This is a genomic window from Teredinibacter franksiae (assembly GCF_014218805.1).
Classification (GTDB): Bacteria; Pseudomonadota; Gammaproteobacteria; order Pseudomonadales; family Cellvibrionaceae; genus Teredinibacter; species Teredinibacter franksiae.
On the sequence record NZ_JACJUV010000001.1, the window covers coordinates 65,457 to 89,615 of the forward strand.

The window sequence follows — 24,159 nt, forward strand, 5'->3', positions numbered from 1 at the left end:
CCTTATAGCTACGAAGCCCTCTTTAGCGGCCGGAGTGGAGGTATTCTATTTACGGTAACGTAGCGTTCACCGCCAAAAATAACACCGGAGCGTAGGCCCTGCTTACTGAGATTATTACAGTATTTTTGCAATTGTAGCAAGAATAAGGAACATCATTACCCAAGATACAATCATCATTAATATTACACCATCTTTGGATAATACTCTGAGCATTACAAACGTACCCACCAATGAGATCAACATTCCATATGAAGGTATCATCCCCAAAATTATAGAACCGAAAGATACACCCGCCAGGCCTTGCGGCGATGCACCAAATCCTGTCATTTTGTTTGAAAGCAACATTCCCCCGAACGTCAAACAGATACCAACAGCTATCCCCATGATCCCTAAATCAATATTTATCACTTCTACTTTCCTTATTTTCTGACAACTTAAATTGGTTGGGCTCATAACGCCGCTATCACCTGAAACGACAGCGGAGTGTTTTTGTGTTATTGTTTGAGCGCTTGCGCGAGTAACACAAAAACGCGTAGCTTTTGTTTTCCGGTGCATAGCCTTGTTATGTGCTGGTTTACTCACACTGCAAGTACCTGTGTCATTTTTTTATAGTGCTCAGGATAGCCTGAAGCCTCAAATACCAATCTTAGACCATCTCGGAAGTCATCATAGTTGAACTCTTTGTAATCAAATATATTTTGCCCAAGAGAATGAGACTCTCGATTTATATATCGGCAGAACGCTTGATGCCTATTATCTTGAAGTTCTGGCATTTGAATCACGTTACTAAAGTCAGCCTTTTGAACGAAATTAAAAAAATATTCAATAATATTCCGCATGCAGTTTGCGATTAATGCTGGCGGCTGACTTGAGTCAGTTACAATAAGCCAGTAAGAGTGATAATCATTTTGAATTTCTTCGTACCTCATACTCGAAATGCTACTTCCCTGATCGTTTTTTGAAAGACGGAATAAATTCTGTGTTTTCTTTCTTCTCTCGTGATTCGTATCTGTTAATTCGTAGAAAAAATACAAACTATGAGTTAGCACAAAAATCTTCTCAAAGTTATCTGATCGAAAGAATTCAGCTTTTAGCATCTGTCCAATATTAAACACAAAAATGTGAGAAAGGCTTGATATTGGGTCGTCAATAATGGCGATTCTCTTTTTCATGGTTTCTGTCGCGGATCGTTTACCCCTACAAAGCTCGCAAAAATAAAGAAAGCTGATAATCATCTTTTCCCCCTCACTAAGAGAAAGAAATTCTGCAGCCTCTGTTTCCGTTCGTACTATTTTATATAAATGGTCGTGATGTTTCTTTATAGAGAAATCTGTAATTCCAAGATTCACCAATCCATTATTTATACTAATAATTGCAGCATCAATATTTACCGTTGATTTTTGAAGCGCAGAAATATTATTCCGTTTTTCTTTGATATCTATTTCAATCTTTTCTTTTCTGACTTTGGCCTCTAAAAGAGTGTCGTCAGATTCTTCCTTTTCTTTTAGCCAGGGAGATATGGTTTGATCATAACCCCATCTCATTACATCCCAAAATTCACTCTTTAATTTTGCTATCTCTGTTGCAACGTTACCAAGTCGAATATTATGAGCAGAAATATCAGAATTAATTTCTGAGATTAAATCATTAAAGTTCTGTAGATCAATTACAGTATTAGTTAAAGATAGCGCTAGACTTGGTGTGGAAACTTTCTTTTTAATAGTCTCTAAGTTTCTAGACAGGCTCTTTTCTAAAGCTCTGTGCTTTTGTGTTAGCTCTGACGATCGATCCTTCGCAAAAGGATTGCCCTTGTATACATCAAGAGCCAGTAGGTTGCTGGCAGAATTTTCATATATCGAAAGATGATTTGAAATCAGAGAAATGGAATCATTAAAAGATTCGTCAAAGTAGTTCGATATTTCCAATGAAATATCGCTAGTTATAGTTTTTTCTTGGCAAAACGGACATTCTGATGTTTCTCCGGCGTCAACTTTACTTATATAGTTCAGCCCTTGCCTAACCCAATCAGAGTTGTTGAGTTTTTCTATGAGCGAAGAAACTGGGCTGTCTGAACTGCCTACTACAATTTCGCTATAGACCTTATGAGTTTCAATACCTTCACCATCAAACTCCACTGTTGGAAGTGATGTATATGGTTGTGCAGAGTCGCCCTGTATTGCCTCAACATCTTTTTTTAATTTTTTCGATGCTTTTGCTTGGTTTGTTTTCTGACTTTGGTATGTCAGCCAAATAATCAAATAGAGTTTCCTTTTTTCCTTTCAAATTTTCTAAGCAAAACTCTAGAACCCTATCTCCACCGGTGTACTTCTTTCTTATTTCCCATGTGGTTTCACATGATCCATTTTTTAAATCGCCTATGCGCTGTTCTTCCTTACGTATAGCATTTTTCTCAGACTCTTCAGTAATAAGCAAGCCGTCTAACTCTGCTTCAGCTGCTTTAATCTTCTCCTCCACCTCTTTGTTTTCTTTTGAAAGGCTGAAAATCCCCTTTAGGCTATCTGCTTCATAGAAGTGGTCTTTAATAAATCTCTGGTTGTACACGAGGATATCTTCGTCAGCCCCTACATCAACCGAGCATTTATCAAATTCACTTCCGCCTCTATCGTATAAGTAGTTTGATATTGTGCTTTTTCCTGTGCCATTTAATCCATACACAAGATTTATTTTTTTGTCCGTCTCAATAGTTGCCGCACTTTTGTAACTAGCGACGCCATCCATTTGAAGCTTGGATATCATCTACGTCATCTCCATAGGCACTATTTCGACAGGCCGTTTACGTTTGGTGATTCTCTCTGAGCTGCCCAAACTTAAATTTGCTTTTGGATTGATAATCCTAAGTTGAGCCATTTCATGATGGTAGCTCTTGAAGTTCTCTTTTATTGTTTGGTCAAGGAATTCTGTTTCAAACTGCTCATCTTGGGACGAACTAAGCATCTCTTTGGTAATTGTTATGTTGTTTGCTGCAATGAATGTATTGACTAGAACTTGAAACGTTAGAGGCTTTTTGTGATCTAAGTGACTTTCATAGATGGCTATCTTTTCACCAGAAACTTCACATTCAACTTTTCCTTCTTCATCAGAATGTTCGTTGAAGAATACTTCTTTAGTTTTAATAAGGTCAGCTCTTACAGTATTACGACATGCTTCAGCAAATTCTTGATAAAGTGATTTTCCTTTAGCTTTTACTGCTGTGATGTAGGAAAAATCAGTTTTACTACCATCAGTTCTTTCTATCCAAAAGCAACTAGTTCCCATTTCTGTAGGGGCCTTATAAAACCTTTCAACACCGACACCTATTTTTTGTGATGCATCTGGATGTCTTTCAAGAACCGCTAGCAAAAGGTCATGCTCTTCGCCTTCAATAGTTTTATTTGCACGATTGGAGTTGAGCATATCTTTAAAGAAGGCAAGAGCATCCTTTTGAAATTTGAACTCTTTGGGTCCAACAATTATCGGCTCTCTAGCCATACTCAATTCTCCGTTGGTGCTTAATCACATAACGCTTTGGTAAGCCGCCCCCAAAGCGGGAACGGAGTGTTTGCGATAACATTGGCGCAGCCAATTGCAAACAACGAAGAGTAGCTTTTGGGGGTCTGCTTGACCAACTGGTTATGTGACGAACCACTTTGTACAGCGACACTACGTTGCGAACCTTTGCCAACAACCGGCGATAGAAAACCGCCCTACACTCTCACTACAATTTAATTTTTACCACGAAGAACAAACGGGGAAAACTCGACGGCGACCCCCTGCTACGGACTCCATAATTGCGTAATCAATTTTGTTGCACTTCACTTGATAACTCAGGTATTTTTCACCTTGTTATCGAAAGAACAAAAAAAATATAAGAACTGCCCAACCGACTTTCTTGACCTCTTTGCTCTTCCACTGAACTACCACTAAAACCGGAATAGCGATTATTAAAGCATAAATGAAAACCCAGTTAATCCAAACAACACCAAAATAATACTCATCAGCTAAAACGGAAGGTGCCAATACAGAAAACGAAGTAAAGCCTACAAGTATAGCAGCCATATCTAGGAGTACGGTTTTCCATCGATTATGAGCACTAACCATCAAAACGCCATTTCGGTGTAATAATTTTCATGTTTCACTCAACTTCTCGAGGAATTCATACATAACGCTGCCATAATTTGCAGTTTTGGAGCGGAGACTTTTGTGCCATTTTTAAGCACAAAAGGCGTAACGGAAAAACTGTCAAATTGATGGCCTTGTTAGCTGTCACCACTGAACAGCCAAAAAAGCCCCATAATTGACGATGTAGGAAAGGATACATCATGATTTGCGGAATCAACCACTACATTTTTTACTCTAAGTCCGCCAATTTTTTTATTGTTGAGAACGTCATAAAGCCTTTCAGCATCTTTTACCATATTGACATTAAAATCTTTGCTTTTAATTACCTCAAGCTCCCCAACTGACAAGTACACATTGATACTAGAATTTTTTGCTTTTTCTAAAAATTGTTTTTCCAGACCGAATATATAATAGTTATCGAACCACAAGGCTGGGCTTGCCAAAATGTAATTATTAAATGTTTCTGGGTACTTGAATAGTACATACGCACCCCAGAGGCCACCTAGAGAACCACCAACATAAGTTCTATTTTTCGGATCGGTACTGTATGACCGGTCTATATAGTCAAATAGCACGCCAGAAACAAAGCTATGGTATGTATCCGCCTCTCCAGACTTTTTCTTCCAATCCGTTGGACTCGTAGGAGTAAAGTCTCGAACCCTGGCATCATCACGATCTTCGTTCACATCTTTGGATATGCCGACTACAATGACGCCTTCCATCGACCCTGTAAGTATCGGTATTTGTACCGCCGCTGCAACTATCGGAAATCTATTCCATGCGTCTGTAAGATAGACAACCGGATATTTCTTGGCTTGATCATATCTTTCAGGAACTCTAATGAATACTTCATATTTTCGATTAGTCTTCTTATCTTCGAGAACCACCGAATCGGTATTATCCATGGTATATGGTTTTGATAGCGCGACCACCGACGCCAGCGCTAGCATTAATGCTAGGGAGAATTTCAAATACATATTCTTATCCTTAAAAACTCATGAGTTCACTATTCAGCTAACGCCCTGCAGCAGCGGCTGGAGTGCAGGAGTTTGTTTTTGTGGTAGCGTTAGCGTTTTACCGCAAAAAACGAACTCCGGAACGGAAGTCCGACTGGCTGAGTTTGTTAGAAGCATTCCCCTCCAATTGCAGCTAGCTTTGCTGCCATTTGCTGATTATATGCAGCAAGGTATTTAAGAGCAGACTCACGAAGCTTTATTTGCTGTTCACACAAAATTGCATCACCTTGGATATAGTGCATTAACTCGCCATATGGTGATGTAATCTTTTCACCATGCTGTTTTAAAACACAATCGTGATCTACATTAAGACCAACTACGTTAACCCGAAACCCCCAGCGGATATAAAAAGATCTATCTCCGCCGTCAAAGCTGTTTATAGCATCTGCTATAGGATCAGAAACCACCTCGGGCGTTTTCGCTGCAATATCTGAGCACTCATTAGCAAAAACCTGCTTAAACATGCAAACTAACAATACCACTGCTATATATTTCATAGCTAATTCCATGGGGCTTCTAACGCCCAGCTAAGCCGCCGGAACGAAGTTGATTGTTTTGTGCCAGCGTAGCTGAAAAGCACAAAATGAGCAACGCAGTGAAGGTCGGTTTGAGCTGTTTGTTATAAGCCATACTCACTAACTGGAACACCTAATTTTTTGGGTATAGGGAAAACAATTACACGATGCGACTCGTAGTGAGTTTGATGGGTATATGACTTGCAATGCATTGCTTTATACTTGCTATATTCAACTTCAGTCACTAGCAATTTATTGTAATTCCAGCCATCTAATGGGCTTAGTTTCTGTGGCAACAACTCCGCACACGAAGAAAACCTATACTCATCAAATAAACTATCCACATACTTTTGAACATCGCGTAACTCGACATCTTTCCAATGGGTTGCAACATGAGGCTTAAAGGGAGCGCTATAACTGTATAGGACACGCTCTTTATCCATAATCTTGATTTCCAGAGCCGCCTCGTAGCATTTTCTACCTTTTACAGAAGCCCGAAGGGTTACGTCATCATCTCCGAAAATAGAAACATACCCCTCATGAGAATAGTCACATGAAAGTGCTTCATCTCCCCAAGAGGACGCAGCTATTAAACCAATGATTAAGAATAAATATCTCATCGTTTCGAATGCTTATAACGCCTTGCTAATTTGCGTAGCGGTTGGAGCAGATTTTTGTGCAACAATGAGCGTAGCGAATGCACAAAAAAGCGCGTAGACCGCTACGTCAAATTGAGCAAATTGTTACATGTTCTCGCTCATATCTCTAAGTTTACCCAACGACTTTTCATCAAACGCATAGTATCTCTCTCTAACCCTACAGTTAGCCACCGCTTCCATTGAATTTTCGTGGTTCTTACAGACTCTAAGTAGAAAGCGTTCGTGACTATCCCGCTGAGAGCAACTTTCGTCCTTTTTGAGGATTGACTTAGGCTTACATCCATAACGTTGATTTATTTCAAATACAAACAATCGATGATCTTGATCCTTTTTTACTTGCAGACCATATAACTCGCTCTGAACCCCATTCGAGAACGTTGTTTTTTGTCTAGCAGAATAGACTCTCCACTTTTCCAACTCCTTCCCTTCAGTTTCAAAAATAACAAAATCTTGCTGGATAAGCATAACGCCATTAAACCAAGGTATTTTTCCGTTAAAAGCATAAGAGGGTTGCCATGCTCCTATATATTTATCCTGTACCCCATCACAAAAAGAGCTCGAAGATAAAAACACAAAAAAACTGAAAATCAACAATTGGCTTCTCATTTCATAACCTCAATAGACATGTAACGAGGCTGTCGAATTACTCATTTATCCAACCGAATAAATACAACTAACCTTTCGTGTTTTATTCTAATTTATCAAAGCACATTTATTTATCAAAAATGGAAAACCAATGCCCTAACATTAAATATAAAAGACGCAAAACCCCTACAGGGGCTCATATTCGCCGTATTTTTGTATCTTTACCATATTATGTACCATTGTGAATAGCAACCATTGACCGGTGACCTTCTCTAGGCCTCGCAGGCTCAGCCACTTTAATCCAATGTTATGCTTAAGGTTGCCAAACACCGGCTCTACAGTACCCATTCTACCGCCGTATATGTCACGCCCCTCCGGTGAATCTATCTTTTCTTTCATCAAATCATAAGGTCTCTGAGGATTCGATTCCACGTCCTTTTTAATCGATACTTGTCGCCCCTGTAGTCTGGGTGCGCTTTTCATACACTGTCTCTGAAACGCACAGGTCCGACAATCATTTAGTAGACCCACAAACTTTCGATAGTGCTCGCCATGAAGGATGTAATCATCCATCGCTAACCGCATACTGTTTCCTGCCGGACATTTACAAGTATTGCTTTCCTCATCGTAGTGAAAGTCACTAACCTTAAAATATTTTCGTCTTCGCCATTCTGGTTTCTTACGATCCCTGTCTTTATAGAGCGGGTTTCTGGTTCGCATACCCCCGTCCGCTAAATATGCATCAATTTCATGCTCAAAACAGTAGTCAACGTTTTCAATGGTATTAAACCCTGCATCTCCAAGAACCTTTCGACCCTCAAGGCTTACCCCTAAGTTTTTCTCGACCTGTTCAAGCATTGGAATGAAGCATTTTTGCTCTGTGTCATGCGCTATTCCCGCACCAGAAATCACCTGGTGTTTATCATCTACAACAGCAACGGCCATATACCCTTGCTCGGCACCACCACCTCCAGATTTTAACGTACTGCTGTCCGGGTCCGTAAGGTTGGTCTTTTTGGGCTTACCTGTACGGCCAATTTTGTCCGTCATGTCACTAAGCGGAGATTCGAGGTCCTTAGCGAGTTTTCGCAATTTCTTGATTTTCTTCTTTTCTCGCTCTCGACGATCAGGGTCCACCTTACCGGCTTTGTCTTCTTCGCGGTGCTGTCTTATCAGATAATTAACACCATTCTTTATTTTCTCGTACTTCTTCTCGAAGTCAGAAATTGTGCCCGAATTGTCTTTACTGGCATTAGATGACAATTTAGTGCCATCTATTGAAAAACAATTGCCGCCTATCAAGCCCAAGTAATCGCATTCAACGACGATTTGAACAAATAGATCTTCGATTTGCTTATGCTGCTTAGATACGAATGCCGCTATTGTCGAGTGATCCGGAGTAAGAAATCCAGACAAGCACATAAAAACGGTGTTGAACTTACAAAGGTTTTCTATTTTTCGGCTACTGGTAATGCCGCGAGAATAAGCGGCCAGTATAATTTTTAACAACATTGATGGCGGGTAAGCTGAGGCTCCACCCTGAGAATTATTGTAACTCGCTTCGAACGAGCTTAAATCAGCAACTTTATCGATTAAAAGCTGAACCGTTTCATCAAAGCTGCCCTCCGTTATTTGCTCATCCGGGATAACAGAAATAAATCGACCTTGACTCGAATCACTTTCTTTGAAGTTATTGCCCATCTGCATTTCCAGTAAATGGATAGTAGGTTCATTTTACTAGAAGAAAGTAGTCAATTCAGCCGAAATATTGCGTTTTTTGGAGTAATTCGACAGCTTCAACGCTTGGGTAACCTGTGCCGCGTGTGGAGCACCTTTTTGGGGTAAGCTGCGCAGCAGCCCAAAAAGGAGCGTAGCATGCGGCATCAGGTTGACCCACTGGTTATGTGCTTGGCACTTTACCTATATTGAACGCATAAACAACTGCGCCTTAACTCTACATTCGTTCTTGCCAATATGATTTACACAAAAGGCACTTGAAAGGAACGAACACCAATAAACTAGACTCACCTACAGCTTTAAGCCAAACCAATTTGTGCTGTTTACAATTTGGTTTGGTGAATAACTCGCACTCGTTTTCTACGAAGCGCTTAGTTGTTGCCTACGGCTACAACTTACACATTAAGAAAGAACTCCAATTGAGTCGGCACAATGCTCAAATAGAAACCACCTAACTTTTCGCAATATTTACGGGTGGCGCATAACGCCCTGCAGAAGGGGCCGCAGTGGAGGCGATTGTTTTTGTGTAAGCGTAGCGACCAACACAAAAACGAGCGCCGTAACGGAGGTCCCGCTTGCTGAGTTGGTTATGCGTTTTCGACACACTTTATTAGCTACTTTTTATACTTTGCACTGATCGCTGCTATTTCCCGAGCGCTCACTAACTCCTTCTCTATATCGATACCCTTGCTCTTTTTAACCGCTAGCTCACTAAGAGAAGTTACATCGATAGCTCGATTAAAAGGATTGGCGTACATGTGATCCAGCAAATCTACCAACAACAGAAGATTCGTACTTGATAGGTAGTCACTTTCAAAATATTGATCCATAGCCTTTTTGGCACAAGAACTCGTCTTGGCATCTACACTATCACATGCTGCATTAACTACTTCTAGATAGTAACCAGTATAACTATCCCTAAGACCAGCTAGATAGTAGAGTTTTTCACTCTTACTCATACTACCCCAACTGTTGCCATCTACAGCCAGTACCGCACCAGAAAACAGAAAAAGTACTATAGCTATAAAATAATTAACCACCGGATAATCAACTCCTTTTACCTGAGGTACTGCATTGGATTTACGCATAACGCTCCGCTAACCGGCCGGAGCTGTGTTGATGGTTTTGCGGTAGCGTAGCGTGAAACCGCAAAACGAGCAACGCAGCGGAGGTCCAAGCAGCTTTAGCTGCTGATGGTTGAGCGGCTTGTTATGTTTATTTGGGCTTGATGAATTCACGAATTTCCTTTGCCACAGTAATAACGGGGTCAATATTTTCTTTAATGATTATTTGCCCACTACATCCATCAGAATTATGGGCTTGCTTATAAGCTTCCCAATATTTTTTTACCAAACTATCTAAGGTTAACCGCTTATTTTCATCTAAAATATTTCTAATTTTATCAATGTCGTTTTCGGTGAAGGCTTTCCATGCATGCCCTTTATCAATATCGTCTAGTGCTTTGAGAATGGATAAGCGCACTGGCTGAACTACGTCGTTATACTCACGCCTCATATCACGACCTAAAGAAAGGCGATGGCCAATAAGCCCTCCAATTAGAACACCTAATAATCCACTTAAAATCTCGCTATACATCAATCTACCAATTGAACTGACGATTAAACATAACGCCTGTAGCACCTGCATAAATTGCGGAGTGCCTTTTTGTGTAAAATTGAGCGTAGCGAAAACACAAAAAGGCGCGTAGCAATTTTTGTCAGGTGGCTACACTTGTTATGCATTTACTCATTAGTATTTTCAAGGAAGCTTTTAACTGAATCTTCTACTCGACGCTTTGCTTTCTCAGTAATTTCAGCCCGGCTAAACCACATCGTAATCTCTTCCACATCCTTTTCCCTAAGAGCCAACTGACCGCCCCAAAAACTACCGACAAATTCTGTAACATCCCCTTTATCAGTCACTGATGTAACCAGAACTATAAATTCATTTTCTAATGGTGAGAACTGGTCTACGGTGGCAATATCTACTTCGCCTTCAGCACCACCCATAGCGAGAATAGATTTCCCACCAATTCTATATTCCAAAATAGCGTACGGAGCCAAGCCTACGGATACCCAGCTTCCGTTAAGGTCATTTTCTGTAGGATTGGAAAGAGGAAATCCGGCACAACCCGACAAAATAAATATCGCGACTAACATGCTTACTTTAAGTAATTTCATAATCTCAACTTTGTGCATAACGTCGCCAGAAACTGCTGGAGTGAGATGGCTGCTTTTTTGCGTGTTTTTGCAAAAAAGAAGACAGCTCACGGAAGTCAGATTTGCTGGCTTTGTTAGGCAAGTTCGGATTCCTTAGTGCCCAACATTATTAATATTTCCCTTTCATCATCAAACTCCGAAATACCGACACCGGGAAACGGACCATTTGATTTAATTATACGTGTACTAAAGCTGATAGAAGTACCTTTTTCTAAACCATCCAGATCGTCGACGTTTACTGCAGAAAAATTCAATGCTAGAAAATTCCCAGTTATGACTTTGTCATGATGTGACACTTCAATCCGCGGCATATTCAGCTGAATAAATGGTGATGCAATTGTGGAGTCAATTTCTACACGCTCAATTTCCCCGCACCCACTCAGAGAAGCTTCGGCAAGCTTAGATGAAATTTCAGACTCGCCTAGGCCTGAAATATGCATCCTAGCTATTTCATTTATAAGCTCAGCCCAGCTAAATTTCATGATGCTCATTTAATGCCTAACGCCTTGCTCATTCGCGCAGCGGTTGTAGTGGATTTTTGTGCAACAATGAGCGCCAGCGAATGCACAAAAAGGAACGTAGACCGCTGCGTCAAATGGAGCAAATTGTTAGATTTTTGCACACTCACACAAAAGACCATAAAACGATAAGGCAGCCAAATGCACCCGTATAAATGCAAAGGTACAGCGCATATTTAGCCTTGTTTATATCTGCATTTTCGATAAGTATGACGCTCTGGACTCTGCCACTTACAAACGTAAGTACTCCGATCATACCAACAAAGCAAAAAATACTACCAACCACCAAGAGCGCAAATACCTGGCCAAACACTGCTCCAAGAATTACACCGGCCACGGCATATATAGTGCTATACAAAAAATATGATGCCATAGCCTCTCTTCGGAATTCACTCCAGAGGAACTGCCCACCTGTAGTCTTAATAAAATAATCTGTATACTTTTTCATTTGTAAATCTAACGCTAAGCTCATAAGCGCCTACTGTGTAGTTTGTTTTACGCTAAAATGTAGCGAAGCGGAATGCGTAAAACGAACTGCGCAGTAGGCGTCTTATGGAGCGACTGGTTATGCGGCGGCGGTTGGCGCTACAACAAAACCACGTTTTTAATTTAGTTTGCCGATGGCAGCAGGAACGAACACACCACCCCACCAACAAACCCCATACTATAAAAGTGGTGGCTAAATGCGAAGTGCTATTTACCACCACCCATAAAACTTACATTTGGCACCAGAAAAGAAACTGGTGAGATACAAAGCGCCTACTTACATTAACGCCGCGAGACTCTCTACAACGTGCCGTAAATCAAGCACATGACGCGTTCTATTTATTTTTGAACCGCGCTCATAACGCTGAGGTAGCCTGCGCTGCATATGGAGCTGTTTTTGTGCAAGAATGAAGCGAAGCGGAATGCACAAAAAACGGCGGAGTATGCAGCGTCAGGTTGACCGACTGGTTATGCGGCGGCGGTTGGCGCTACAACAAAACCACGTTTTTAATTTAGTTTGCCGATGGCAGCAGGAAAGAACACACCACCCCATCAACAAACCCCATATTATGAAAGTGGTGGATAAATGCGAAGTGCTATTTACCACCACCTATAAAACTACTATTTGGCACCAGGAAAGAAACTGGTGAGATACAAAAAACCCACTTACATTAACGCCGAGAGACTCTCTACAACGTGCCGTAAATCAAGCACATGACTCATTTAATTCATTTTCGAACCGCGCTCATAACGCCGCCAGCAACTGCCGGAGTGAACTGGCTGCTTTTTTGCGTTTTTTTGCAAAAAAGAAGACAGTTTACGGAGGTCAGATTGACTGGCCTTGTTATAACTTTTACAGGTTATGCCAATCATGTGTACAGCCACTCTCGCACTGTTCTTTTCTACGCCTTTCATCTGCAACACTAAAAACATTAACGAACAGTTTGAAAGACCTAATTTGATCTATACCCGACATGCGTAACACTTTTCGGCGAACTTCATTAAACGGTTTCACTCGAATCAGAACGCATGGCGAATACGTATTTTTTAGACCAGACGCTACAATTCCTTTCTCTATATCTTCTTTACTCGGATGAGACTGATATATACATAAATCTAGTGTTTTCATTATTTCGGTACGAGTTTCTTCGTCGGAGGACTGAAACCATTCCATACCTTGCTCCAAGGGAATTAACCCCTGCGCAATTTTATTTATAGAAATCTCGCGCTCATTCATATTGAGTCATAACGCCGCTATCACCGGAAACGAAAGCGGAGTGTTTTTGTGCTATGTTTGAGCGCTTGCGCGAGTTGCACAAAAACGCGTAGCTTTTGTTTTCCGGTGCATAGCTTTGTTATGTGATGCTAGGTTTCCACTCAACATACCAGCAAGAAGCCCAACCAGGTTTTTGGGGGACAACAAATTGTGCTTGCTTGATACAATGGTCTTTTTCGTTGATTGATTTCTCAATACTTGTGATTTTATCAATTTCTCTATTTCGTTCTTGATCTTTAGGTAATGCTGGATGCGTACTAGCTTCAACTTCTCCTTTCTCAAAAGCTTCATTCCAGCGAAGCCAAATTGCCCACTGCTCCTGAGCCAACAAGAAAGTTCCGTTGGTGATTGGGGAAAGCCGATAATTTTTCGAGTACTCATCGTTTCTCTCATCAAAGATACACTCATAATAATGAGGCTCACCATTTAGATCGGCGACGCCACAAACCGGTCCATCGTAGTATTCATCAATGGTATATATTTGATCCATGTTCACTTCACATAACGCTGCTATAAGCAGCCGTAATGGAGGTGATTGTTTTGTGCTAGCGTTAGCGGCCAGCACAAAATCAAACACCGGAATGGAGGTCTGCTTGATAGCCTGGTTATACGTTTTCTACTTTTTCAAATATTCCAAAATAATATGCACCAATACACCCAAGTAAAAACAGTACCCAGCCAGCGGTTTCGGCATCCAACTCTTTCAGCACGTTAAAACCCGTGAATGAATCTATCATGAACGACATAAATGCAGGCAAAGCTAGAACCATAAACCACATCGATTTACCGCCAGGCTTCACTGCACCCGCACAGTATGGACAAACCCGCACACTTCTAGAAAACTCATACCACTGCGGCTTCTTCTTAACTGGCCTTCGACCGAGTTGGTTTAATGTAGTTTTCTCGCCACACCAAGGGCATATTTTTTTTAGCACTGAACCCTCCTTGACGTATAACGCCGCTAGAACCTGCACTGCGTGCGTAGCGGATTTTTGGTGTATTGTGGCGCAGCCACACCAAAAAGAAGCGTAGCATGCAGTGTCAGGTTACTAGCTTGGTTATACGTTGACTTTATACTTGAGATCATTAGCCTCATCACCTGTAATGCCTCGAAAACCCCACTGATGCGGAGCCTGCTCCTTTATTGTGATTTCTAAGTCAACTGGAGATATTGACAGATGTCGCTCCACTTCTTTGAAAAGCGATTTAATTAGAGCCTTTTGGGTCTCTACTTTTCTACCAGACATCATATTTACCTCAATGACAGTGTAAGCGTCACTTCGGCCCCCTGGAAAATAAAAATCATCTTTCGACATGGGGATAAAACGATGAGCACGCTTGTCTTCTGGTAAGCCAAGTGTCGATTGCATGCAGCCATGAATAATATCAGACAGCCGACTTTTAATTGGATTTAGCTTTTCTCTTATTCCATATACTACGATCATACTGAGTCCATGTTTACGTATAACGCTAAGGTAGCCTGCGTTGCATATGGAGCTGCTTTTTGTGCAAGAATGTAGCGAAGCGGAATGCACAAAAAAGCGGCGGAGTATGCAGCGTCAGGGTGACCGACTGGTTATGCGACGGCAGTAAGTACCACAACAAAACCACGTTTTTAATTTAGTTTGCCGATGGCAGCAGGAAAGAACACACCACCCCACCAACAAACCCCATATTATGAAAGTGGTGGCTAAATGCGAAGTGCTATTTACCACCACCTATAAAACTACTATTTGGCACCAGGAAAGAAACTGGTGAGATACAAAAAACCGACTTACTTTAACGCCGAGAGACCCGCTACAACGTGCCGTAAATCAAGCACATGACTCGTTTTATTTATTTTCGAACCGCGCTCATAACGTTTGGCTCTGCCGCATTTTCTCCGTGGCTTCTTTTGTGCCTTAGCACAAAAGAAGCCACGGAGAAAATGTCGGCAGCAGACGCTGGTTATGTATTTTTGGTTTGAACATTGTATATCCGCTCTCTACCAGACATAGCCACAACAACACAAATTATAAATAGTACAGGACTTAACCATACCCATGAACCCATTTTTGGAATTATGCCGCCAAGAAGCGCACAAAAAACCAGCAGCAAGACCAAGCTAATCACTTTGTTTTTTTCACCAAGCTCAGCCTTAGTGAATTGAGAAAATAGCAATTTATCCGATTGATATAAATTGCAGGTTAACTTACCGGTAAAAATATTGTTTACTTGTAGCTCAGCCATATAATTGCAACTGTCGACCTCTATGTGATGTCTATTTCTAATAACCAACGCATTAGATTCGGATATCAGATTACCATCGAGTTTGACCGTTTCTTTACCAAAATGACTACACTCGATAGTCAGTAATTTGCTTCCTATTTCGAATTCAAATTTCGGATTAGCCACTATATTTACTCATATTTCTGGGTAACTTGGGTACATAACGCCTAGCTCACCGGCCCATTTTACGGAGAGCGTTTTGTGTAAAATGGAGCGCAGCGACTACACAAAACGAGCGTAGCAAAATGGGTCCGCGTGCAGCTATTTGTTAAGTACTGAACTGAATATTTTCTAGCTGACACCGTAAATTAAAGAAATATACGACCATTTCATGATCACTGGAAACATCTAGCGATTTAAGTCTTCGCTTACCAACTCTAGAGTCCAACATCGCGAGGGACTTAATAAGCGGCACATCCGACACTAAACTTAAATCTATTGAATATGAGCAGTAATCTTGTAGGTGATTGTAATAGCCCCACTGGCTATAAGTGCCTTCTTTATCTAGTTCAGCAATACCCTTAATTTGAGCATCGCATATATTTTCTGCTCCAGCATCGAGTTGCTTTAAAATTTTCTCATGCTCTTTGGAGTAATAACTCAAAGTGCACATATTCCACACTTCTTTTCCATCAACAGTAATATAGCCGCGACCATCATTGTCGTGAGTTCCATTATAGCTTGCGGCTCGAAGCTCAACTCTTCCTTTTACCTTCTCAGAAAAGAACGATTCGACATTTTTCTTTAACTTAGTCCATTTCATAGTATGGGGGTACTTAACGCCTGTGTATGAGGCATTTTTTATGTAGTGTAGTTTTGGGGTAAAGTGGCGTAGCCACCCCAAAACGAAGCGAAGTAAAAAATGTCCTTATGACACTTTTGTTAGGATTTTTTAAAATCTCTTCGTAACATTTTTGAAGCAGTTGAGGCAGCAATATTATTTTTCTCACTGTATGTATTTTTAAATTCACTAGCATCTTTACGATATTTAGAAAGCATACTACTTAAGCTAGACAAACGTTCGGTATTTAGCACTAACCTGAGCGCAGTACCTTTAAATGGCGTATTTAGATTGCGCTTCTTGTTTTCTGACAAATACAAACCAGTCTCTCCACTTGCTATAAAAAAGCTACCTCCTTCTCTACACAAACGGCTAGTCATATACAACCCAAAACCAGAATTAGCCCATACGTCATTTTTATCCCTTCGCACTCCCTTAAACGCTTTACCTGATATACCGGGCATCAATGCACAATTAAGCGCCTCGTGATCGCTTTCAATTTTTAGGTGCGGGTTAGAGGATAACCCCTCGCGAACTCCGATTCCACGATCCAATAATGCAAGTTCAACTTTTCCATAAGATGGCCAATATTGAGCACAAAAACCAAACTGCGAAGCTTCACTATGTTCTACAACATTTCGGATAACTTCACGGATAGAATAGGTTAGCGTATCAAATAAATCTCCGCTGTCCGACTGTGTTAGTATTCCGGACATTTTTTCAGCTTCACGTTCAATAAATTCTCCTACAGCCTCGTAATTCTCTGCAGCTTTTTCTCTTAGTCTATCTGCGCTCCATATATTTATCGGCAAGTATCTTGCACTGCCCGAGGCCTCCCCCGGGTCTTTACCAAAGTCACAGCCGAAAGCCTTAAAAAATCCCATATGTGCAGCATATGTTTTACTTTGGTGATTCATAACTAAAAATTTACATTCAGAGTACCTTTCTCTACACCGCTGAATTTCACTACTCAGGAAAAGTAGAGAGTATGGCTCTATTCTCCCAACATGCTGAAAATCTAGAACATACTCTAAGGCTTTAGGTAGACTATGAAGGTCGTTAGCAAATTGAATAGTTGATTCTAATGTCATCCGCCTTGGTAATGGAACAACGTAACTTTCCAATATGGTTTCCTTTGACTGAAATCCACGATTCTTGGCAATATCTTTCATTGCCTGCTTGAATCGTTTCATTTTTAATTTTTTTCCTACTCTTCCCATGCTCGCCTATTGGTTCATGTTTGATGGAATCCTAACATTTGTATATCGCGCCCCAGGCGTCATATTTCGGGGCGCGCATATTTTTTATTTGGAAACCCGAAAACTACGCTGAAACCCCCGCCACGTCAAGCTTTCCGCCAAGTGGCGCCTAAATCCCAAAAGGACAAATGGTCCCAATGGCCTCATATCACCGAATTCCCTCAACCCACGTAACTCTTTGAATTTATTAAACAAACAGGCTATTTTTACAACAGCCCCAGATATATGAGGAAAAAATCGACTATTTTTTTAGGGTTCTCGACTAGTACCGTTATTTAAAGGTTACGCTCCCATTAACTATTGGTTATTTTCACGCCAAACCTAATGCAAATAGTGTTAGGTCGCATTTCCATGAAAATCCAAATGCTCGCCGTCTAACACATCTCCCTTTTTAAGTAATATCCAGGTGGCATCGGGAAGCGCCGATCATTAGGGGCCACTTAGGCAGAATCTATCGAACCCTCTCCATTCCGCATCTATTCCCAATAGTTTACTGACACAGGTCGTATTTGCCGATTTTCAGTTTACAAACACAGCTCGTCTCTGAATCGGCACAAAGAAAGGCGCTGTTAATTTTCCCGCTTCACCGATATACCCGACCTAATAGCAATTACAACATGGAGCAGTAAGTCGTCCATTACGAGAATATCGTTTTGTTCTTCTGGGTAATGATGCATATCAACGACAGCACATCGAACGACTTACATTTCCAATATCTACTTAACATGTTATTTTATGTGCCGAAATTTACTTTCTTTACTTTGCAACGACTTTTAACCTTATAATATTTCACTCAACCGAAATGGTACGGCAATAAGATCGGTTTTTTCTGTTCTCCGGTACGCCACGAATAAGGACATTCGAATATTGGTACTTCAGTAATTCTTTTCTTTTCAGCTTTATGTTCGCCCTTTAAAAGGTGTGGGGCACTCCGCTGCCGTCGTACAAAATATTTTTTCTGTTCGCCAACTAACAAGTGAACGCGTTATGGCGTGTTTCTCTTGTTACTATTTAAATGTTAATATTTATAGGGATTAGATATGTTTTTAACAAAAAGGTTACGTTCTGTATTTATTTTTATGTCTGTTTTTCTTGCGAGCCTAGCTTCTTCAGCGGCCTTCGCACAATCTACAGCGGTAACTCTGCAACTGGAAATCACATGGGAAGAGACTACCGGCTCAGACACGGAAGTGGCTCAAGCCCTTAATTCTGCAACTGACACATGGACAATAACCGCAGAACTCGGTGATTTTGATCTAACTCAGCCCGGCCCCTATCAAGATGGCCTCTACGAAAAAAACCTGCACCCAGTGCATTTTAATGTCGTATCCACAACGTCGGTCCCAGAAGGTTTGGAGCCTGCAACGGGACATATCGGTATTGGCTCAGCCGATTACGTTTTCAATGGTAGAAATGACGGCACAAGCCCGGTACAACTCACCGACAGAACACTTGGAACGGCTAGTTTTCAACCTGGTTACACTTGGTTTTTTGAGCGCACCCTCTATTTACCCCTAGGCAACGACACCGACGATTCAATTATTGCGCTGCTCTCAACTATAGGCACACAATTTGACGTTGAAGAATACTTCCTTAAAGATCGTGTAGCCTCGGCGTCTCGCGTGGGAATAGCCACGGTCATGGCCGTAGATGTGCCACCTGCGGTTTGCGATATCGTTGTTCACTCTCAGTGGCAAGACGGCTATGCAGCAGACGTGCGTATTCGCAATATGTCTCAGGACGTTATCGAAGGTTGGAATTTAGATTTAACATTACCCGGCTCTGCGACCATTACCAACTCCTGGAACGCAACCCTTTCCGGCGCGGGCCCATTCTTTAGCGCATCTAACCTTGACTGGAATGGAAATATTCAGCCTGGCCAAGAAGTAACTTTTGGTATTATGGGCCCCATTACAACGGTTGCCCACGCTATTTCTGACACACAAATATCAAGCGCTATTTGCCAGTAATTACTTTTATACTTTGAAATAAAACCGACGCACTGAAGTGCGTCGGCTCTTTACTCGCCACTTAAATTAGTCAATTACACCTACACGGCTAGCTAAGAGCAGAATGAAAGCTACTACTCTGCTCGAAACAGACTCTCAGATATAGGGCTCTACGTTATTCATCAGATGTCGTCAATATAATGGCTGGCCTGCCCTCGAGAGCAACCCTTTAAATTTTATCTTTACCTGCAGGCTTCGGTTTAGACGACTAACAGCAAACGCACCCTAGCGCCTGATAATCAAAGATAGCATTGGTTTATGGGCTACATATTACGGTAGCAGCGTTGACCTTGTGGAGACTCGGCACATAGTGCTTAGCTTTCTTTACCTTCGATATACTCAATGGCCATTTCTATTTCATTACCGCTTCGTGAACGGGCAATTAGCGCGCGCAACTCTATTTCAAGTAACCAAAAAATTCAGTTGTTGTGCGTATTCGAATTAAATTTTTGGCAAAAAAAACGCCTCTATATAGAGGCGTTTTTACAATGGTACTTAGTACTTGGCTACACGAATCTATTAAAAGGTAATAGAAGCGCCAACGGAAAACATATTGGTATCAATATCTTCAAAATCGAAATATTCATATTCGGCACGAACAGCGAAGGAATCTAGCTGAATTTTTGCGCCTATGCCGTAGGCCATGTCGGTGCCATCTAGGGCTCTATCCTGATCAAGCGTGTCAAAAGTAACATCACTCTCCCAGGCAACCGTGCCTACCTTACCGAACAACCCAACGAGACCAAGGTTAATACCGGCAACACCGTATACATTCCAGGCTGAGGTTTCTACATCAAACTCTTGATTGATTACGTTACTCGAAACAGAGCCAAAATCTATGTAGGACGCCTCTACTGCCAAGTCGACCAACGGAAACAAGCCAAAATTATAGCCTGCAAAGAACTTGTAGCCCATATCGGACTCATCGATCTCACCTTTTACCAGCTCGAAAGTCATCGACTGCTTAGCGGTACCAAGGGAACCCCCAACGTAGATGCCGCTATCGGAGCCGGCCTGCACCATGGAACTGAGCGGAGCTATGGCCAGTACGCAAAGCAAAGTTTTAAGATTTTTCATTATAAGTACTCCCAATATCCCTGAACCAGCAATAGTACGCGGAGCACACCGGAAAAACTATCACAAAAACTATCACAGGCACTCATTTTAAGTCATTTGTACGCCAAACATGGCTATAACGACTATGATCGCCGCCTAGTTTTCGAGCGTTGGCGCCAATATATGCCTCGGGGCATCAAATATCGCGCGGTGCTATTTTTTCTTCCAGCCAACACCCGGCGCTTTTATGTAATGACCACTGGCCGTTTTATCAAACGCTTTTTCACCTGCAAGCTTTTCTACCGATGCTAACGGCAGTTTTTGGCTATTGGCTATTTTTTGGTACTGCGCCTTACGCTTTGTGTTGATATCGTCGATAAGCGCGCTGACTTCAGAAGAAGGCTGAGCCTGCGGTGAACCCAGGTACCCACTAACCATTTCACCTACAAGGCCCTGTGCTTTGGCTTGACGTAAATCTAAAGCGTGAGCTGGTAGCGCGATAAACAGCATAGCCATAACGGCCATTAAAATATTTTGAGCAGTTTTCATGGCTATTCTCCTAAAACAAACCAGAATCGTCGGAAAGAACGGAATCGAGTTCTTTATCCACTTTTACACGAATTTCGTGTTCTATTTTTACATTTAGGTTGATGGTAATGGGTTTGTCGGAAGGCTCTACTCTCACCGTTGGTGAACACCCTGTAGCCATTAACAAACCAACTATCGAAAACGCCAATAGTGATAGGCGCATAATAAACTCCTTAGTAAGATTTCTGGCAATATTTGCCTGAAGTATAGCGCGATTTGGAATCATACATTTTACTTACCTCTGCCTCCAGGCCAGCCTGTAAGCGCATGACCTCGATTGCAGAGTTTAACCCTATTTCTGTATTCAAGTTGAGATCTACTTTTTGCCCGCCCGCTACAGAAGGGTTACTACCCGAGATTTTCGAATGCAAAATAAGCTTGCCCTGTTGGTACTCTGTTTCTGTTTTAAGGGATTCATATTCAAAATTTTTGAGTACGTCCATGGTGAGCTTAAGCTGATCGTTAATGTCTACACTTTCCGATAAGGCGTTCTCGTACTGTATTACACCGCCTTCGACATTTTCTAGCCTACCTTTGAGAAGTGCGAACTCGCCATTAGCCGATACCGATACCGGTTGCTCACCACTTAAATAGCCTGACGTATGTAACCCCTCTAAACTCTGGCTTTCAATTATATTGCTCAAGCTAATATTCTTGAATTTGAGAACAACCACTTCATCACTACCTGCTCGCCATCGCTCGTCTTGAATGGATAGTGTACCGCCAAACACATTGGCATTCAGCGCGTTTATCGCAACTTCAACGCCCTCCTCAACCGCGGTCATATGCGTTGAGAAACTTATGTCTTCGGCCAATATGCCTACATTCATTGCGCTGGCTGCTCCAGTAAGTGCATAACGAGTAGCCAATTCTGCCTTCTGTGTACTTAACCCTAGCTGAACACCGCTCACTGTACCCAGGCCACCGGCTAACTCTCCGTCGTTAAGGGTTACGCTGATGGATGGCAATGGGTCGTTAAAGCGCCATTTAAAATCCAGCGAAGCATCACCCGACACCAAATCTAGGTCTGGCGAGGGTAGGTCGAGCCACTGCGATAGCGTACCTTGCGCGGTAAAGGTTTTTTCAGCCGTCAGAATCAGTGTCGAAAACTGACTAAGCTCACCGGAAAGTAGTTTTTCGTCGCATTGATTAAACACCGTAAAATAGGTGTTTTTCGCGGCCTCTATAACCTCTCTCGCTGTAATTTCAGCGCCTGTAAGCAATTGAGGACTTACGACAGGAAACTGCGCATACAAATGGTAAGGCGATACTGTAAACCGGCGAGACTTATCGAGCGGATTTAGTTTAAAGCTGTCTACCGCTAACCTGCCTTCAAAGTCTTTCGCGGTTGCGTTTATTTGCCCCTCAAAGTTCACAGCTGAAATGCTGTTATCGCCAAACTGGAGGCCTTCCAACGTTACCAACCAATGTAATTGGTCCACTAGCCCGCTAGCAAGCGTCAGTGCAATCGCCTGCGGGGGCAGTGTTATCGCCAGCCGTTCAATAGACACATCATTACTTTGTGCTGCCCATAGGCCAAACTCAGCCTGCTCTTCAATTGTTATATTCAGCTGGTTAGCTGAATAGCGTAGATTTGCCGCTAGTTTTGCGACTGATTTTTCCGCGTCTGTAATGAAACCCTGCTCGCCAATAAGTCCAAACTGCAACATTAACGGTAACGCATTCGCCTCCATTTTTGTGTTCAATGCAAACCCTAGTGGTTCGTGCTTCCCCAAAAGCCCCTCAATCGTGATAGGCGTAAACTGAGCGGCTATGGCATTAACGTTATCAATTGTATATCGCATGAACCACGCGCTGTTCTCTGTAAATTTAATTTTACTTTTATTTTTATTTAGGGGGTCAGTGGGTTCACCGCTGCCAAACGAAAACTTAAACGGCTTCGGCAGCTCTACCCATATACGGTGTTGTTTCTTCTGCCACAGACTCGTTGCCTTTAAAAGCGGATTGTTTGTATTTGGGCGGCTAAAAACGGTAACCCAGCCTTCACTCGCGTTTTCGACCGTAGCGCCGGTAAAACCCGCATTGAAGTCGGCTTCAAGTTCTACAAGGCTACTGGGAAGCGAATGAAGTATGCTTACTTCTGGTTGAGGCGGTGATTGAAGAGGTTGTTGTGATTCCAGTTTTGCAAGTACGCCCAGTGAACCGCTAAGTTCAAAACTAAGGGACTCGTTTGTGGAGACTTTTTGATTGAGCGCGTTTTTATACGCTTCAAGGGGTTGGTCGTGCACGTTAAACCGCATTTCAGTTTTTAGGTGGCCTTGCGATAATGGCAGCGTATCCATAACCTCGTATTCAATAAGCGCTAGAACTCTTTCGTCGGCGGTGATATCGACATCACCGATAAGCTGGTTTTTTTCCTCCGTAATGGTTGCCAGCAACTCTATCATTGGCGCTTCGGCGTTTTCTGGCAGTATAGTCAACGCTAAACTATCGCCCTGTGTAACACTGATGGAAACATGCAGTGCATCTTTCGGTTGCGCCAATTTGATTACCGCTGAAAGTTGAAAGCCCTCTGGGTTTAACTCCACGACTATATTCTCCGTTAACACAACAGATGCTATTGGCTGTGGCATTTGGTTAACGGTTAACTGGCCGACATTCAACTTAATTGACGGCGCCCCACTAAACAGTTTGCTGGGTAACAAATTCGATAGTAGTGTCTTATTATTAGAGGGACTTTGCGGTGTAGAAGGGTTTTGCGCGAAGCCCGTGATGCCTACAGACTCAATGCTTACCCGATAATACTTATCTTCACTGCTAGGGCGAGCAAGTTGAATATTGTGTAGCCGAACATTTGCGCCCTGCTCTAGCGTTACACTCAACTGTGCCAGTTGCACACGGCGCCAACCTAGCTGATTAATTTGCAAGCTATTTACGTGTGCGCCTGTGTTCGCAAGCGCAAGATTTATAAGCGCAGGCCCATACCAAGGCAGCAGTATTCTCGCCGTCACTAGCAGTAACAGTAAGATGGCAGGTGTAATAATTAAAGCACGTAGCGCGCTTTTTTTTGTCACTGAAAGCCCCAACTTTTCCCTGTGAAAGGTTGA

Annotated in this window: 26 protein-coding genes; 1 reads left to right on the forward strand and 25 read right to left on the reverse strand. The window is 42.1% G+C overall.

What is annotated here, in order from left to right; all coding sequences use genetic code 11:
* Positions 1-114 precede the first annotated feature (114 nt).
* The 21 genes from H5336_RS00155 to H5336_RS00250 all read right to left on the reverse strand — a co-directional run bounded on the left by H5336_RS00155 (position 115) and on the right by H5336_RS00250 (position 17,372).
* Positions 115-582: a hypothetical protein gene (locus H5336_RS00155; protein ID WP_185230329.1), complete on the reverse strand. Its 468-nt coding sequence runs from the start codon at positions 580-582 to the stop codon at positions 115-117.
* Positions 579-2,258: an AAA family ATPase gene (locus H5336_RS00160; protein WP_221627948.1), complete on the reverse strand. Its 1,680-nt coding sequence runs from the start codon at positions 2,256-2,258 to the stop codon at positions 579-581. The genes H5336_RS00155 and H5336_RS00160 overlap by 4 nt, the downstream gene beginning before the upstream one ends.
* Positions 2,182-2,757, reverse strand: coding sequence for an AAA family ATPase (locus tag H5336_RS23270; protein ID WP_221627949.1), 576 nt, complete (start codon positions 2,755-2,757; stop codon positions 2,182-2,184). The genes H5336_RS00160 and H5336_RS23270 overlap by 77 nt, the downstream gene beginning before the upstream one ends.
* Positions 2,758-3,489, reverse strand: a complete 732-nt coding sequence (locus H5336_RS00165; protein WP_185230330.1) for a DCL family protein — start codon at positions 3,487-3,489, stop codon at positions 2,758-2,760.
* Positions 3,490-4,256: 767 nt separating this feature from the next.
* Positions 4,257-5,096, reverse strand: a complete 840-nt coding sequence (locus tag H5336_RS00170; RefSeq protein ID WP_185230331.1) for an alpha/beta hydrolase — start codon at positions 5,094-5,096, stop codon at positions 4,257-4,259.
* A 146-nt stretch (positions 5,097-5,242) separates the two neighbouring features.
* Entirely contained in the window at positions 5,243-5,632 is a 390-nt protein-coding gene (locus H5336_RS00175) for a hypothetical protein (protein ID WP_185230332.1), read from the reverse strand.
* Between the two features lie 122 nt (positions 5,633-5,754).
* Complete coding sequence (locus H5336_RS00180) at positions 5,755-6,270, reverse strand: hypothetical protein (RefSeq protein ID WP_185230333.1); 516 nt, start codon at positions 6,268-6,270, stop codon at positions 5,755-5,757.
* A gap of 123 nt (positions 6,271-6,393) precedes the next feature.
* Positions 6,394-6,915 carry a hypothetical protein gene (locus tag H5336_RS00185; protein WP_185230334.1) on the reverse strand — a complete coding sequence of 174 codons (522 nt, stop codon included), beginning with the start codon at positions 6,913-6,915 and terminating at the stop codon, positions 6,394-6,396.
* 165 nt (positions 6,916-7,080) lie between these two features.
* Positions 7,081-8,595, reverse strand: a complete 1,515-nt coding sequence (locus H5336_RS00190; protein WP_185230335.1) for an IS1182 family transposase — start codon at positions 8,593-8,595, stop codon at positions 7,081-7,083.
* 650 nt (positions 8,596-9,245) lie between these two features.
* Positions 9,246-9,719 carry a hypothetical protein gene (locus tag H5336_RS00195; protein WP_185230336.1) on the reverse strand — a complete coding sequence of 158 codons (474 nt, stop codon included), beginning with the start codon at positions 9,717-9,719 and terminating at the stop codon, positions 9,246-9,248.
* A gap of 127 nt (positions 9,720-9,846) precedes the next feature.
* Positions 9,847-10,278 (reverse strand): hypothetical protein, encoded by a 432-nt coding sequence (locus tag H5336_RS00200; protein WP_185230337.1) that lies wholly within the window; start codon positions 10,276-10,278, stop codon positions 9,847-9,849.
* A gap of 95 nt (positions 10,279-10,373) precedes the next feature.
* A complete protein-coding gene (locus H5336_RS00205) occupies positions 10,374-10,811 on the reverse strand; it encodes a hypothetical protein (protein ID WP_221627950.1) in 438 nt (145 codons plus the stop codon).
* Between the two features lie 113 nt (positions 10,812-10,924).
* On the reverse strand, positions 10,925-11,341 hold the full coding sequence (locus tag H5336_RS00210; RefSeq protein WP_185230339.1) for a hypothetical protein: 417 nt from the start codon (positions 11,339-11,341) through the stop codon (positions 10,925-10,927).
* Positions 11,342-11,474: 133 nt separating this feature from the next.
* Positions 11,475-11,840 carry a hypothetical protein gene (locus tag H5336_RS00215; RefSeq protein ID WP_185230340.1) on the reverse strand — a complete coding sequence of 122 codons (366 nt, stop codon included), beginning with the start codon at positions 11,838-11,840 and terminating at the stop codon, positions 11,475-11,477.
* An 867-nt stretch (positions 11,841-12,707) separates the two neighbouring features.
* Positions 12,708-13,091 carry a DUF5958 family protein gene (locus H5336_RS00220; RefSeq protein ID WP_185230341.1) on the reverse strand — a complete coding sequence of 128 codons (384 nt, stop codon included), beginning with the start codon at positions 13,089-13,091 and terminating at the stop codon, positions 12,708-12,710.
* A gap of 118 nt (positions 13,092-13,209) precedes the next feature.
* Positions 13,210-13,620: a hypothetical protein gene (locus tag H5336_RS00225; RefSeq protein WP_221627951.1), complete on the reverse strand. Its 411-nt coding sequence runs from the start codon at positions 13,618-13,620 to the stop codon at positions 13,210-13,212.
* Between the two features lie 115 nt (positions 13,621-13,735).
* The gene (locus tag H5336_RS00230) at positions 13,736-14,065 is read right to left on the reverse strand and encodes a hypothetical protein (protein WP_185230343.1); all 330 of its coding nucleotides are present in this window, start codon (positions 14,063-14,065) and stop codon (positions 13,736-13,738) included.
* 123 nt (positions 14,066-14,188) lie between these two features.
* Positions 14,189-14,575: a tautomerase family protein gene (locus H5336_RS00235; RefSeq protein WP_185230344.1), complete on the reverse strand. Its 387-nt coding sequence runs from the start codon at positions 14,573-14,575 to the stop codon at positions 14,189-14,191.
* 502 nt (positions 14,576-15,077) lie between these two features.
* Positions 15,078-15,359 carry a hypothetical protein gene (locus tag H5336_RS22565; protein ID WP_221627952.1) on the reverse strand — a complete coding sequence of 94 codons (282 nt, stop codon included), beginning with the start codon at positions 15,357-15,359 and terminating at the stop codon, positions 15,078-15,080.
* A 307-nt stretch (positions 15,360-15,666) separates the two neighbouring features.
* Positions 15,667-16,161, reverse strand: coding sequence for an SF0329 family protein (locus tag H5336_RS00245; protein ID WP_185230346.1), 495 nt, complete (start codon positions 16,159-16,161; stop codon positions 15,667-15,669).
* Between the two features lie 119 nt (positions 16,162-16,280).
* Positions 16,281-17,372: a hypothetical protein gene (locus tag H5336_RS00250; RefSeq protein ID WP_185230347.1), complete on the reverse strand. Its 1,092-nt coding sequence runs from the start codon at positions 17,370-17,372 to the stop codon at positions 16,281-16,283.
* A gap of 1,106 nt (positions 17,373-18,478) precedes the next feature.
* Here H5336_RS00250 and H5336_RS22775 point away from each other — a divergent pair.
* Positions 18,479-19,408, forward strand: a complete 930-nt coding sequence (locus H5336_RS22775) for a cellulose binding domain-containing protein (RefSeq protein ID WP_246438980.1) — start codon at positions 18,479-18,481, stop codon at positions 19,406-19,408.
* 558 nt (positions 19,409-19,966) lie between these two features.
* Here H5336_RS22775 and H5336_RS00260 read toward each other — a convergent pair.
* The 4 genes from H5336_RS00260 to H5336_RS23560 form a co-directional block, all read right to left on the reverse strand.
* Positions 19,967-20,524, reverse strand: coding sequence for a porin family protein (locus H5336_RS00260; RefSeq protein ID WP_185230348.1), 558 nt, complete (start codon positions 20,522-20,524; stop codon positions 19,967-19,969).
* Positions 20,525-20,716: 192 nt separating this feature from the next.
* Positions 20,717-21,052, reverse strand: a complete 336-nt coding sequence (locus H5336_RS00265) for a YdbL family probable chaperone protein (RefSeq protein WP_185230349.1) — start codon at positions 21,050-21,052, stop codon at positions 20,717-20,719.
* Between the two features lie 10 nt (positions 21,053-21,062).
* Entirely contained in the window at positions 21,063-21,254 is a 192-nt protein-coding gene (locus H5336_RS00270) for a YnbE family lipoprotein (RefSeq protein ID WP_185230350.1), read from the reverse strand.
* A gap of 10 nt (positions 21,255-21,264) precedes the next feature.
* Complete coding sequence (locus H5336_RS23560; protein WP_185230351.1) at positions 21,265-24,126, reverse strand: intermembrane phospholipid transport protein YdbH family protein; 2,862 nt, start codon at positions 24,124-24,126, stop codon at positions 21,265-21,267.
* Positions 24,127-24,159 lie beyond the last annotated feature (33 nt).